13 protein-coding genes are annotated in these 13,857 nt (G+C 39.9%); 6 read left to right on the top strand and 7 right to left on the bottom strand.

Translation table 11 applies throughout. The annotated features are described in order from the left end of the window. Positions 1 to 12: 12 nt before the first annotated feature. Positions 13 to 1,086, bottom strand: coding sequence for a sensor histidine kinase (locus ACPUEN_RS11250; RefSeq protein WP_425635969.1), 1,074 nt, complete (start codon positions 1,084 to 1,086; stop codon positions 13 to 15). A gap of 344 nt (positions 1,087 to 1,430) precedes the next feature. Here ACPUEN_RS11250 and ACPUEN_RS11245 point away from each other — a divergent pair, with 344 nt between their 5' ends. Further along, on the top strand, positions 1,431 to 3,944 hold the full coding sequence (locus tag ACPUEN_RS11245) for a TonB-dependent receptor domain-containing protein (RefSeq protein WP_425635968.1): 2,514 nt from the start codon (positions 1,431 to 1,433) through the stop codon (positions 3,942 to 3,944). Positions 3,945 to 4,257: 313 nt separating this feature from the next. Here the strand turns inward: ACPUEN_RS11245 and ACPUEN_RS11240 are convergent, their stop codons facing one another. The 3 genes from ACPUEN_RS11240 to ACPUEN_RS11230 all read right to left on the bottom strand — a co-directional run bounded on the left by ACPUEN_RS11240 (position 4,258) and on the right by ACPUEN_RS11230 (position 7,087). Next, entirely contained in the window at positions 4,258 to 5,238 is a 981-nt protein-coding gene (locus ACPUEN_RS11240; RefSeq protein WP_425635967.1) for a pyruvate dehydrogenase complex E1 component subunit beta, read from the bottom strand. Positions 5,239 to 5,321: 83 nt separating this feature from the next. Further along, positions 5,322 to 6,692, bottom strand: coding sequence for an NAD-dependent succinate-semialdehyde dehydrogenase (locus ACPUEN_RS11235; RefSeq protein WP_425635966.1), 1,371 nt, complete (start codon positions 6,690 to 6,692; stop codon positions 5,322 to 5,324). Beyond that, positions 6,689 to 7,087, bottom strand: coding sequence for a rhodanese-like domain-containing protein (locus tag ACPUEN_RS11230; protein ID WP_425635965.1), 399 nt, complete (start codon positions 7,085 to 7,087; stop codon positions 6,689 to 6,691). Before ACPUEN_RS11230 ends, ACPUEN_RS11235 begins: the two co-directional genes overlap by 4 nt. Positions 7,088 to 7,155: 68 nt before the next feature. Between ACPUEN_RS11230 and ACPUEN_RS11225 the strand changes: the two genes are divergently transcribed. Further along, a complete protein-coding gene (locus ACPUEN_RS11225; protein WP_425635964.1) occupies positions 7,156 to 7,674 on the top strand; it encodes a metallophosphoesterase family protein in 519 nt (172 codons plus the stop codon). A 204-nt stretch (positions 7,675 to 7,878) separates the two neighbouring features. Here the strand turns inward: ACPUEN_RS11225 and ACPUEN_RS11220 are convergent, their stop codons facing one another. Next, positions 7,879 to 8,022, bottom strand: coding sequence for a hypothetical protein (locus tag ACPUEN_RS11220; protein ID WP_170124560.1), 144 nt, complete (start codon positions 8,020 to 8,022; stop codon positions 7,879 to 7,881). Between the two features lie 166 nt (positions 8,023 to 8,188). Between ACPUEN_RS11220 and hisS the strand changes: the two genes are divergently transcribed. The 3 genes from hisS to ACPUEN_RS11205 are packed head-to-tail and all read left to right on the top strand — an operon-like array spanning position 8,189 to position 10,931. Then, complete coding sequence (gene hisS, locus ACPUEN_RS11215; protein ID WP_425635963.1) at positions 8,189 to 9,553, top strand: histidine--tRNA ligase; 1,365 nt, start codon at positions 8,189 to 8,191, stop codon at positions 9,551 to 9,553. A gap of 38 nt (positions 9,554 to 9,591) precedes the next feature. After that, complete coding sequence (locus ACPUEN_RS11210) at positions 9,592 to 9,927, top strand: YbaB/EbfC family nucleoid-associated protein (RefSeq protein WP_111610696.1); 336 nt, start codon at positions 9,592 to 9,594, stop codon at positions 9,925 to 9,927. Next, a complete protein-coding gene (locus ACPUEN_RS11205) occupies positions 9,924 to 10,931 on the top strand; it encodes a glycosyltransferase family 2 protein (protein ID WP_425635962.1) in 1,008 nt (335 codons plus the stop codon). The genes ACPUEN_RS11210 and ACPUEN_RS11205 overlap by 4 nt, the downstream gene beginning before the upstream one ends. On the opposite strand, the gene ACPUEN_RS11200 is transcribed toward ACPUEN_RS11205, so the two are convergent. Further along, positions 10,928 to 11,146 carry a PspC domain-containing protein gene (locus ACPUEN_RS11200; RefSeq protein WP_091695064.1) on the bottom strand — a complete coding sequence of 73 codons (219 nt, stop codon included), beginning with the start codon at positions 11,144 to 11,146 and terminating at the stop codon, positions 10,928 to 10,930. The genes ACPUEN_RS11205 and ACPUEN_RS11200 overlap by 4 nt on opposite strands. Before the next feature lie 136 nt (positions 11,147 to 11,282). Between ACPUEN_RS11200 and ACPUEN_RS11195 the strand changes: the two genes are divergently transcribed. Beyond that, a complete protein-coding gene (locus tag ACPUEN_RS11195; protein WP_425635961.1) occupies positions 11,283 to 13,010 on the top strand; it encodes a hypothetical protein in 1,728 nt (575 codons plus the stop codon). 14 nt (positions 13,011 to 13,024) lie between these two features. Here the strand turns inward: ACPUEN_RS11195 and ACPUEN_RS11190 are convergent, their stop codons facing one another. Continuing rightward, positions 13,025 to 13,786 (bottom strand): creatininase family protein, encoded by a 762-nt coding sequence (locus tag ACPUEN_RS11190; protein ID WP_425635960.1) that lies wholly within the window; start codon positions 13,784 to 13,786, stop codon positions 13,025 to 13,027. Between the last annotated feature and the right edge of the window lie 71 nt (positions 13,787 to 13,857).

Genomic DNA, 13,857 nt, shown 5'->3' with positions numbered 1-13,857 from the left:
TCATGGTCGATTTCATTCGAGATTGATGGTAAGATTTACCCAATACTCTTGTTTTGCTTCGTCTTTTCCAAATTTCAGTCTATGCTTATCTGGGTAGAGTAAGCTCAATCTCCTCTGGGTATTCACCAGACCAATGCCGTTTTCTTTTGCTTCTGGGCTGTCCGCATGAACAGGGAAAATATGATTTCGAGTTTCAAAGAAGACCGTGGTCCCCATGATTTCCAGCTTGATCATAATCTCACTTTGTTGCTGGCTGCTTACACCGTGTTTGAATGTATTTTCCATAAAAGGAAGTAGCAGCATAGGCGCTATTACTAAGTCGTCTTTTGGTTCGTCGATGGAAATGTTAAGCGTGACTTTGTCCGTCAATCTCATTTTCATCAACTCTATGTAATCATTGATGAAGCTCACCTCTCTGCTAAGGAGCGTTTCATTTTTTTGGTTTTCGTACAATACATAACGCATCATTCGAGAGAGTTTCAAAAGAGCTTCCTGAGCCTTTTTTACATCCAGATTTGTCAATGCATAGATATTATTCAATGTATTGAAAAAGAAATGCGGGTTTATCTGAGCTTTCAGATAGGAGAGTTCTGTGTTGATTCTTTGTTGGTCTAGTTCTCGTCTCAATGCTTCATCTTTTTGCCATTTTTGCACTGATGCCACCGAAGTACTTATTCCGATAGTCAATAAGTAGAGCATAATATTAAAGATGTCTCCTGAAACTCTTCGTGGCTTTTGAACATAAGGCTTATCTGGATTGAAGGCATTATGCATCAATTCTGGCAAATTCAGAAAGTTGTCAGCGTAGATAAGCAGCCCTACAAAAAAAACTCCACCCAGAATAATGGTTATAAGGTAGATCGCATGCTTCCCTTTCAGTAAGACCTTTGGCACAAACCAAAGCATATTCACATAGAAAAGACACACTAGCAATAGAGCCATAAATACCTGTCTCATCCAAAACTCAACCGGAATATCGATTCGCCATGAAAGAGGAGATAGAAGGAGGAGTACTGTACTTAGCATGGACCAGCCAAGAATATGTACTAGAATTGAGACGCTCCTTTTGGGACTTAGATTGATCATAAATCTGATTTTCAGTGCTCAAACTAAAGCAAAGCACTTCTTTATATAAAATGTAATCTACGAATTAGCTGATTAAGACTGCGAAAAGTCCAATTGACTAGATAAAACGATTCGCAGGTTAATATATGTCTTCTGTCTGATGAAAAGGGGTGTTTGTCGATGAATATACCCTAGCCGTCTATTTGGCAAAAATCTACGAAACAAACCCTGTTGTTTTGGGGTATCAACAAGCACGAGGCCCAAGAATTTGAAATTAACTGGTGAATAAGAAAGGGGCTTCAGACAAATATTTACAACAGTCAACTTTCTTTCGCCAGATTAAATAAGACATTATCCTACTACACATGAAAAAGTTTTTAAACATTATCGCAGCTCTTCTACTAATCAGCACTAGCGGCTCTATTGCCCAGCAGACTTCTGGAAAAGCAACTACTCCTGCAAAAATCGTTGGAATTGCCAAGGATGCGAATACCGGTGAGCCTGTGGGCTATGCCACTGCTGCATTATATACGCCAGGAAGTGATACAAACGTCGCTGGTGCAGTAGCTGATGGTGACGGGAAGTTTTTTATCACAGGTATGGAGCCAGGAAGCTACGAGTTGAGAATCAGTTTTTTGGGATTTGAAACAAAAACTATCCCTGGTATACAAGTATTGTCCAAGACCGGAGATGTGAATATCGGCGAAATCGAAATGTCTGACGAAGGCTTGGCACTGGAAGAAGTGACTGTACAAGGTCAACGTGATTTAATTGAAGAGCGTGTGGATCGTACGATCTACAAGGCTGAAAACGATAGAACTACTGCGGGTGGTGATGGTACGGATGTGATGAGAAGAGTACCTATGCTATCTGTGGATTTGGATGGGAACGTTTCGATGCGAGGAAGTAGCAATATTACTGTGTTGATCGATGGTAGACCTTCTGCTATTGCGGCAAGTAGCATTACTGATGCCTTGAAGCAGATTCCTGCTGAGGAAATTAAAGAAGTAGAAGTGATCACTTCGCCTTCAGCTAAATATGATGCAGAAGGTACTTCTGGTGTGATCAACATCATCACCAAAAAGAATAACCTTCAGGGAATGTCCGCAAACATTCGTACAGGTGTTGGTCTAAGAGGATCAGATTTGGGTCTTAATGCAAGTGCAAGAAAAGGTAAGTTTGGGTTCACACTTGGAGGTCATGGTAGATCAGGTTATAATATCAATGGTAGTTTTGCTAACCAGCAAATAGTGACTAATCCTGATAATTCCATTTCCACCATCCAACAATCTGCTGATACCAAAAGCAATCAGCTTTTCGGAAGATATAATTTCGGGGTAGATTATGAGGTCAATAAATATAATTTCTTAACTGCTGCTGTGAATTTTGGAATAAGAAACAGAAGTAGCAACCAAGAAAATTTCCTATCACAAAACTATCTTGATGGTGAATTAGTAAGAACTGCGCTTAGAGAAACAGACACTAAAGACAACTCGAATTCAGTAGATGTTAGCTTGAATTATACTAAAACGTTTGAGGAGAAAGGAAAAGAAATTTCTTTACTGACTTTATATAGCAGAAACAACGGAGAGAATTCATTTGTAAATACACTTTTCGAGGAGGATATGTCCACAATCGATTCAAGATTGAAGAATGACAATCCAAGCAAAAATGAAGAGTTTACAGTTCAACTAGACTTAATAGAACCACTTGGGAAAGATGGGCAGTCTATTTTAGAGTATGGCGCCAAAAACATCTTAAGAAAGGCCTACTCTGACTTTGCATACTTCCAAGCTGATGGAGCAGATGGAGCTTATGTAGAGAATCCAAATCCAAACTTTAGTAACGCGTTTAGTTATGATCAAAATGTAACTGCTGGATATGTATCATACACTGCTACATTGTTTAAAAACTACACAATCAAGCCAGGGATCAGATATGAGTACACTACTATCAATGCAGACTTCAAAACTGAGACTACTTCAGCTGATATTCCTTCTTATGGAACATTTGTGCCTAGCCTGAACTTGAGTAGAAAACTTGCTAACGGTAACATGATCAAAGCTTCTTATAATAGAAGAATTTCTCGTCCATCGCTTAGATTTTTGAATCCAAATATTGATTCTTCTAACCCACTTCAAGTATCTCAAGGTAACCCAGAATTGGACCCAGAATTCACTGATAATTATGAGTTAGGTTACAGCACCTTCTTCAAAAACACAATGGTAAGTTTTAGTGGATTTTTTAGAAATACCACTGGTTCCATTCAGTCAATCAGAACTGTAGCTGAAGACGGGGTGATCTACACGGGATTCGATAATATCGGCCAAGAGAATGCTGTAGGAACTAACATCTTTACAAACATTAGTGTAAATAACAAAATATCCTTGAACGCTAGTGTGGATGCCTATTATGCGATGCTAGACAATGGGCTTACAGATCCAACGTACGCAGCATCTAATGAAGGATTCGTAATCAGTGGACGTTTATTTGGTAATTATTCGCTTCCGAATGATTGGCAGATTCAGGCCTTCACTTTTGCTAGAGGTCGTCAGGTTCAGTTGCAAGGTTCATCTGGAGGATTCTACATGTACGGAATGGGAATCAACAAGCAGTTTGATGAGAAGAGAGGTACAATAGGCTTCGGAGCGGATAACTTCCTTACTAAGGAATTTAAGATGAAGAATGAAATCAATACAGCTACCATCGTTCAGAATAGCACGAACATCATGCGAAACATGAACTTCAAAATTAACTTCAGCTACAGAATCGGCAAGCTAAGTGTAGATCAGAACAAGAGAAAGAAGAGATCTGTTTCTAACGATGATTTAAAAAGTGGAAGCGAAGGTGGAGGAGCTGAAATGCAGCAGAACAAATAATTCAGAATATTAAATAGTAGATTGGGTTACATTTGTGAAATCCCGCCCTTTATTTAGGGTGGGTTTTTTTACGCTTTTTAACTGTGGGGTTGCAATGTTTACCACAGAAACCACTACTTGTATCTATATAGAATCTTTATTTGGCATAAAGTCTTCCTGCATACCGATAGCAGCAAGGCATGGACCTCGGACATAGTAGTATCCTGACTGTTTCAGGCCTTCTTTTTTTTGTTACTGAGAGAATCCAATTAAAAACCAAAAAGCCCGAATTCAAATCAATGAATTCGGGCTTTAATATGTTAGACCGGTTTTCCTAGTCTTTATAGCAGACTTTCTTAATAGCATCCACAGTTCTCTTTACATTTGGTAAGGTAGCCTCGATGTAAGTAGGAGAGTAACTCAAAGGAATGTCCATTGAGTTGACACGAATTACTGGAGCATCTAGGTAATCAAATGCATAACGCTGGAAGTGATAGGTCAATTCAGAGGAAATTCCTGCGATTGGATTAGCTTCTTCTACGATCACTACGCGGTTGGTTTTCTTAACCGACTCAACACAAGTAGCATAGTCTATAGGTCTAACCGTTCTTAAATCGATGACTTCAGCTTCGATGCCTTCTTTTGCCATTTCTTCTGCTGCTTCCAAGGCCACTTTCATCATTTTACCGAATGAAATAACAGTGACATCTTTTCCCTTCCTCTTGACGTCAGCTACACCTATAGGAAGCAAATACTCACCCTCTGGCACTTCACCCTTGTCAGAATACATAACTTCAGATTCCATAAAGATCACAGGATCTGGGTCACGAATAGCAGCTTTAAGGAGGCCTTTAGCATCGTAAGGGTTAGAAGGAACGATCACCTTCAATCCTGGAGTATTGGCAAACCAATTCTCGAAGTTGGAAGAGTGAGTAGCTCCCAATTGACCAGCATTCCCTGTTGGGCCTCTGAAAACTACTGGTACGCTATAAGCTCCACCTGACATGGCTAGCATTTTAGCAGCGGAGTTGATAATCTGATCTATTGCTACCAGAGAGAAGTTGAAAGTCATGAACTCAACTATTGGCTTAAGACCGTTCATTGCAGCACCTACCGCAAGTCCAGAAAAACCAAGCTCGGCGATTGGCGTATCGTAGATTCGATCAGGACCGAATTCATCCAGCATACCTTGGGATACTTTGTAAGCTCCGTTGTATTCAGCAACTTCTTCGCCCATCAAAAAAACGTCTTTATCACGTCTCATCTCTTCGGACATTGCCTCTCTTAGGGCTTCTCGAAACTGTAGTTCTCTCATTAGTTTATGACAAAATTTTGGCTCGTAAAAATAGAAAGGAATTGGCCAAAACCAAAAATAAAGCCTGCTTAATCCCTAATAGATTAGCCCAAATACACTGTTTTCGAATTAACAAACTCCAAAATCCCAAATCTGCTCAATTCTCTTCCATAACCTGATTTTTTTACTCCTCCAAAAGGCAGGTGGGGATTTGATGCAACCATGGCATTAATGAACACTGCCCCAGTTTCGATTTTGCTTGCTAACTCCTCCGCTTTTTCTTTGTTTTCAGACCAAATCGAACCTCCTAACCCAAACTCTGAATCATTGGCAAGAGCTATGGCATCATCTTCATTTTTAACTTTAAAGATGGTGGCTACAGGACCAAAAAGCTCTTCATAATAAGCCGGTGCATTTGTTGGAATATCAGTTAAAATGGTGGGTTGGAAACGTGCTGAATCTTCATCAGGTTCTTCGCCTCCCAACAGAAGAGTGGCTCCGGCTTTTACAGATTCATTTATCTGGGTATACAACTCCTTGGCTAAATCTGGTCTTGCCATGCAAGCAAAATCTGAGTTTTCACCCATCGGATCGCCTTGTTTCAACTTTCTAAAATGTTCAACAAAAAGGGTCATGAAATCCTCGTAAATATCTTCCTCCACAATAAATCGCTTAGCAGCAATGCAGCTCTGGCCAAAGTTGATCATTCTAGCTTTCACTGCAGTTTCTGCTGCAGACTTGATGTTGGCATCCTTTAAGACAATGAAGGGGTCGCTGCCTCCTAATTCAAGCAAAGATTTTTTGATATGCTTACCTGCAGTTGAGGCTACAGCAGCACCTGCTTTCTCGCTCCCAGTGAGTGTGACCGCTTTGATTCTCTCATCTTCAATCAGTTTATTGGTGGCTTCGGAGTCTATTAGAAGGCTTTGGAATGTGCCCGGTGGAAATCCAGCTTCAGTAAAAACTTCTTCTATGGCCTCAGAACATTGTGGAACGTTTGAGGCATGCTTTAACACCCCAACATTACCAGCCATTAAAGTTGGAGCAGCAAAACGGAATACCTGCCAAAAAGGAAAATTCCAGGGCATCACAGCTAAAACAATACCGAGGGGCTGATGGATAACTTTAGCTTTTGCGCCGTCAGGCAGATCTATTGGCTCTGCTTTTAAGAACTCAGCCGCATTCTCGGCATAATATTCACAGACCAAAGCGCATTTGTCAACTTCTGAAAGTGATTCTTTGAATACTTTTCCCATTTCCTGGGAGATAATCGTAGCATACTTCTCACGTCTATCTTTCAAAACCTGAGCTGCTTTATTCATCAAATCAGCTCTATGGGTGAAATCGGTATTCTTCCAGGAAGAAAACGCAACTGATCCAGCGCTAAGCTTTTCCTCAATTTCTTTTTCAGTTAATGGATTAAATTCTGCTAATAACTCCCCTGTGTATGGGTTGATAGATTTTATTAAGTTCATTTTTCTATTGGTTTTCCTGCTTCTTGCCAAGCGTCTATTCCTCCGTCCAGCGAATACAGGTGTGTAAATCCAGCCTCCCGCATCATTTTGGCTGCTTCACCTGACCTACCACCTACTTTGCAGTAAATCAAATAAGTTCTACTTTTGTCTAGTTTGGCGATCTCGTTCTTGAAATTGCCACTGTTAAAATCAATGTTTATAGCTCCAGGCAAATAACCTTCAGACATCTCGTCAGCTGTTCGGACATCTAAAACTCTTACGGCACCTTTATTTTTCATTAGTCCTTCAAATTCGGAAGGGTTAATTGCCTTTACTTTTGCGGATTGTGCTTGTACAAAATTGATGTTGACCAATGCAAAAGCAATTAGTAATACGAGGATTTTTTGAAGTTTCATGATTTTGAATTTGATGTGAAAATTTGGCATTCCATATTGGATGGAAAATTTAGCAAGATTAAATCCAAATGCCTACCAAGATTGCTCTCATATCAGATTCACATAGCTATATAGACCACAAAACGCTCGCCTATTTGGATGGGGTAGATGAAATCTGGCATGCCGGAGATATCGGAGATTTTGCAGTAATGGATTCATTACCCAAAGGAAAGCCGGTCCGGGCTGTTTTTGGAAACATAGATGATCAGGAAATGCAGCGAACTTATCCTGAATGGCTAGAATTTACGCTGGAAGGAGTGAAGGTCTTGATTACTCACATCGGGGGCAAACCTCCCCGGTACGCCAAAGGTGTAAAAACTAAAATCAAAGAATCATCGCCAAACCTGTTTATCTGCGGACACTCACATATCTGCAAGGTGGAGTATGACAAGACAGTGAGTTGCCTCTATATGAACCCTGGAGCTATAGGGCAGCATGGTTTTCATGTAATGCGGACTATGCTACTGTTTGATTTGGAGGATGGACAAGTAAAAAATCTCAGGGTAGTAGAATTGGGGAAAAGAGGAAAGGTTTTGGGAAATTTGTAAGTAGTAAGAAGTGAGAGAGTGGCAGTTTTCAGTCGCAGTCTCAGTCGGTTTTGGAATTGACCTCTTTACCGTGGTTTGTGTCTCACAAACCACTAGAGTTTACATTATTTCTAATGTCTTGTGTCTAACGTCCTAAGTCTCAAAAAAATATAAACAAAAAAAGGCGATCAAATGACCGCCTTCAATGTTTTACCGAAATAAAGATTATTTCGTGAAAGACTTCTTAAGCTCTTCAACGTCCACGTTTTTGATTACAGGCTGAGCAGACAATTGCTTGATCTTAATCACACGTGTGGTCTGAGATTGTCTTTTTCTTTTAAGTTTTCTCTTCAGTGTAGTAACTGCCATGGTCGTATATTTTTAATAGTATTGTTTCGAAACGAGTCGCAAAAGTAAACAAACATTTCTTTTCTGCCTAAAATAATTTGGGATTTAATTCTTTGACTTTCACGATATCAGGGAGTGTTTCCTTTTTTTTGAATAAATTTGGCTGCTAATCACCAAAAAATAAGCTATGCAAAAGCCGAGTCTGCCAAAAGGAACCCGAGATTTCGGGACCATCCAGATGGCCAGAAGAAATTATATCCTAGATACGATCAAAGGCACTTTTCAACTTTTTGGCTACAATCAGATCGAAACTCCAGCAATGGAAAATCTCAGTACGCTGACAGGGAAATATGGCGATGAAGGAGATCAGCTGCTTTTCAAAATCTTGAATAGTGGGGACTACTTAAAGAGTGTTGGCGCAGAAGACTTGGAAAATGGTTTTAAGAAGACATTGCCCAAGGTGTCTGAAAAAGGGCTTCGTTATGATTTGACGGTTCCATTTGCCCGCTTTGTGGTAATGAATAGGAATGAGTTGACTTTTCCTTTCAAGCGCTTTCAGATTCAACCAGTTTGGAGGGCAGATCGACCTCAGAAAGGGAGATACCGTGAGTTTTATCAATGTGACGCAGATGTGGTGGGAACGGATAGTTTGCTTTGCGAAGCTGAGATCATTCTGATGATTCGATCAGTTTTTGAGAAATTGAAGCTGAATGATTACAGCATCAAACTGAATAATCGAAAAATTCTGACCGGAATTTCTGAGGCAATCGGAGAAGCTGGAAAAGAAGCACCGCTTTGCGTAGCGATAGATAAACTGGATAAAATAGGCTGGGAGAAAGTAAAAGAGGAGCTGAGTGAGCGAGGTTTTGCAGCAGATTCTGTGGAGAAATTGGCACCGCTGGTTAAGTTAGATTCTGATCAAGCTGGAAAGTTAGATTTCCTGAAGAAATTCTTAGCAAGCAGCGAGATTGGGCTTCAAGGAGTACAAGAACTGGAAGAAGTATTTCAGATTTTAACGGACATGGGCGAAAATCTGGACTTTGTGGATTTGGACATTATGCTGGCTCGTGGTCTTTCGTATTATACCGGAGCTATTTTCGAAGTGAAAGTGAACCATGTATCCATAGGTTCCGTCAGTGGAGGTGGTAGGTATGATAATCTGACTGAGAACTTCGGGCTAAAGGAGAAAATGTCCGGTGTAGGCTTTTCGTTTGGAGTGGATCGCTTGTATGATGTGTTGGAGGAGCTTAGTTTGTTTCCAGAGGATAGTGTCCAGAGCACCAAGATTCTATTGACACACTTTGACCAAAAGGCTTATGTGTATGCTTTAGGTCTTCTGAAGAAATTCAGAGCTGCGGGAATCAAAGCAGAGCTCTACCCCGATGTTACCAAAATGAAGAAACAACTTGATTTTGCAGATAAAAAAGCAATTCCATTTGTAGGGATTTGTGGAGATGTGGAAATTAAAAGTAATGTAATAGCGTTGAAAAATCTTGAAACTGGAACTCAGGAATCTGTAAGTTTGGAAGAAGCAATCGCGCGACTGAAATAAAGTGAATTCACGATCATAAAGGTCTTAAATAGAATAATATGTTTGATATAATGGGCATGATGGGCAAAGTGAAAGAAGCTCAAGCAAAAATCAAAGAAACTCAAGCTAAGCTTGTGCACCTCACTTCCACTGGTGAATCTGGTGCTGGTATGGTGAAAGTCACCGTTAATGGTGATCGGAAAGTAGTAAGTATAGACTTTGATGATTCATTGATCTCTCCAAAGGACAAGGAAATGTTGAGTGACCTAATTGTAGCTGCTACAAATATCGCAATGACGTCTATCGACGTGAAAATCAAAGCTGAGATGAAAGCTGCCACAGAAGGTATGATGCCAAATATCCCAGGAATGGATCTAGGCAACATGTTTGGATGAAACCCTGTGCCATCGTCATACTGAATTATAATGGGGAAGAAATGCTGAAGACATTTCTTCCTTCTGTTTGTATGCATAGTATTTATGACGTTTGGGTGATAGACAATGCAAGTTCTGATGGTTCAATTAATTTTTTAGATAAAAACTATCCTCAGGTTCAGCAAATCAAACTTGAGGAGAATTTTGGTTACGCTGGAGGATATAATGCTGGGTTGGCAGAAATCAATGGTCAATATGAATATTACATTCTATTAAACTCAGACGTGGAGGTTACCGCTGATTGGGATTTAAACCTGATCACTTGGATGCAAGTTCACTTAGATTATGCTGCTCTTCAGCCCAAAATTTTGTCGTGGAAAGACAAAAACGTATTTGATTATGCTGGTGCAGGAGGCGGATTTTTGGATGCCTATGGTTACCCTTACTGCCGGGGTAGAATTTGGGAAACTATAGAAAAAGACTCCGGGAAATATGATGACGTAATTGAAGTGGATTGGGCTTCTGGTGCATGCATGGTAGTTAATGGATCAGTATTCCACGAATTGTCGGGATTTGATTCAAGTTTTTTTGCGCACATGGAGGAAATAGATCTTTGTTGGAGAATGCGTAGGTCAGGCTGGAAGGTTGGTTACTTTGGGTCGGTAGAAGTCTTTCATTTGGGCGGTGCTACGCTAGATAGGGCAAGTCCCAAAAAATTATACTTGAACATTAGAAACAGTCTAAGTATGATTTACAAGAATGAAAGTTCATCAAGATTTCTCAAGATTTTTGTGGTCAAGTCTTTGTTAGAACATCTTGCTGCGATAAGTTACCTAAGCCAAGGCAAAAAAGAATTTTCAAAAGCTGTTCTAAATGCTTACAAAGACTTTGGAGAAAGAAAGATTGAAATGAAGAAATTCCAACCCATAATGGATGGAAGAAAAGAAGTGGTTAGAAAGGGAAAGGTGAATTTGATCTTTTGGAACTGGAAAGTGTTAGGGAAAAAAACGTTTGATCAACTTTAATCGAAAAGAACCGGGTTGTTCTTTTTCCTAAAGAACTTTCTGATTTTCATTGTCATCGCCATGCTCACGTAAAGTATAACCGGTGAGCCCATCGTAACAAATGAGGCATAAATAAAGAATAAACGAATGCTGTCAATAGGAAAGTTGAGTTTTTCACCTAAGCGTGAACAAACCCCAAAGGCTCTTTCTTCGAAAAATATTTTCAGCTTTTCCATGGTAATAGGTGGTTTCGTTAGGGTAAATTTAGAAAAAAGTTCGGTGAAATAATAAATAAGAATGCTAGACCAATTGTTTAAGAATAAGCCTGTTTTATTGCTATTTATTTTGTTCCCACTTCTTTGCGGGTCAATAATGATGCCCGAAACCGACTTTTTGGAAGATTCTCAAGTGATTCCAGGTAAGCTGGAATTCATCAGAGATTCAGTAAGGTTTGAAGTTACCGGTACCATTCCTATTGAATCTGTACTTAGTCCTAAAAACCCAAAAGTTAATATCCTCTTTAAATCCTCTGAAAATTCTTTGCTTTTTGAAGAGCTTGAGTTGACCAAAAATGTCTCTTACTATTCCTACAGTAAAGAATTCGTCCTCGCCTATGAGCCTTGGATGGAAGGAGCTTTTTTGGAAGTTCAATTTTTTCAGGGGAAAAAGGCTCAGGAGGAACCCTATCAGAAGAAGGTTTTAGCTCGCGGAGTGATTACCACGCCATTGCTGGCGAAAGTAGGGAAGGTGAATTTTGATGAACCAATTCCGCAAGTAGGACTTTTTATTTCCACTGGAGTTATGGATACGGATCTTTCACGTTCAAAGGAATTTCTGATCAAGTTTGATGCTGGGTCTTCCAGTATCAAAATGAATAGTGCAAATACTCAAGTTATTGCAGATTTGAAGAATTTTTTAACGGAAAACTCTTCAGTCTTATCTTTTAAAATTACTGGTGTACAGTCTCCTGAAAATGCAGAAGGGAGTAGCAGCAAGCTTGGAATGGATAGGGCAGTGGCAGTTAATAAGCTGCTCAAAGAATCTAATATTACAATAAGAGATAGCCTCATAGAAGTGACTTCTAGGTGGAATGATTGGTTTGATTTCAGGTTGTTATTAAGGGAATATGAAAAGATTTCCACTCAGCGCAAGGATCAATTTTATGCTGTATTGTTGGATGAAGCAGATTATCAAACTCAAGCTCAAGGATTAAGAAAGATCACAGGTTTCAACCAAGTGGCAGGTGATTTATTTCCAAGTCTTAGGGTAGCAAAAATTGAAGTAGTTGCAAAACCTCTTCCAGGACTTAACCAAGCTCAATCTTTGGTACTTCAAAAAGCTTTGGAACAAAGTACTGCGAGTTCAGAGCTTGATTTGGCTGATTGGGCGATCGCTGGAGAAACCACACCTAGGTTAGAGGATAAAGCTAAAATCTACAGTAAGATGACTGAGCTGTTTCGCTCTGTGATACCTTATAATAATTTAGCTGTAGTCAAGATGCGTTTAGCGCAGCGTACACTGGACCAGGAGACGAAGGATTTACTTTGGAAAGAAGCGAATGACCTGCTTTATCAAGCTGCTAAAATTGATACGAATCCATATGTGCTGCATAATCAAGGACAGATCATGGTGCTGCAAGGCAAGACCTGGGAGGCATACAAGAAACTTTCTGATGCTTCTGTTCTTACCCGGAATGAGGATTTCCTCAAGTATAATGAAAGTTTGAGGGGTGCATTAGATATTTTGAGAGGTGATTATAAGTTGGCGACGCTACGTTTTGATTACGATTACACTGAGCCAAAGGAATTTTTCAATAAAGGCTTAGCCTATTATTTGTCCAAGGATTTTAGCAACGCAAGTTTGTCTTTCGAAGAGTCCGTTATGGCAGGTCGGAATTATGGTTATGGCTTTTATGGATTGGCAATGATCGCAGCACAAAGTGGTCAGGCAGAAGTCGCTTTATTGCAATTGGATAGAGCTATTCATGCAAGTGAATTGCTTTATCAAAAAGCGTTGGTTGATCCGGTTTTTGAGGAATTACGATCCTCTGAGGAGTTTTTCCAGATTTTCAGGCCTGCTACAAGTGAGAAGGAAGATTGATGTCTTCGAGAATATTATTTGTATAAACTCCCTGCTTTGGCTTCGCAAATATCCAGCATTAACTGGGCGACTTTATCGGTAACATCTTCAAAATACTTCTTGCCCTTTTCAGGAGATGATTTTTTTGGATTTCCGATTCCTGTATCTTCAGTCACCTCAGACCATTTTCGCTCAGCCCAAGCCCATTTCTCCTGTATTCCTTTAATTTTGGATTTTTTTTCTGCTCCATCCCCAGCTTGATCTAAAGGCAATACTAATTCCGGATGCAGGTGCATAATGATGGATGTTTCCATTTCGTCAGCATGATCTCCGGTTTCATCAAAGTATTTCGTCTTGTCCAATGCCTGAAACCAGTTGCAGGTGAAAAGCATCATCTCGGGAAACTGTAGCCCAAGCTCACGTAGCATCGTTTTAAAGTCATTTCCTCCATGACTATTTACTATCAAAAGTTTCTTTGTTCCTTGCCTATCCAAGACTGTAATGATGTCTTTCAGAATCAATAATTGGGTACTGGGATTCAGATTGATATCCAAATAAATATCTGACTGCCCTGTATTCACACCAAAAGGAATAGTAGGCATAATTGTCACATTAGCTCCTTTTTCCCAAGCTTTTCTTCCTGCTTCTGCTGCTACTGCATCCGCCTCATAGACATCCGTGCCGTAAGGCAGGTGATAGTTGTGTGCTTCTGTAGCTCCCCATGGCAAAACTGCCAATTCAAAGAGATGATCTTTAAGTTTTTTCCAGTTTGATTCTGCAAGTAGGTAAGGTCTCATTTACTTAAGATTGGTCGGATAGTTGTGATTTGTTTGATGATAACTCAGTTCAAAGTTTCATTGCTATTCTA

Origin of the sequence: Algoriphagus yeomjeoni, from assembly GCF_049821175.1 — a bacterium.
In the GTDB taxonomy this organism is placed as follows: Bacteria; Bacteroidota; Bacteroidia; order Cytophagales; family Cyclobacteriaceae; genus Algoriphagus; species Algoriphagus yeomjeoni_A.
The sequence above is the reverse complement of the archived record's forward strand: the minus strand, read 5'-3'. Positions and strand labels throughout refer to the sequence as shown.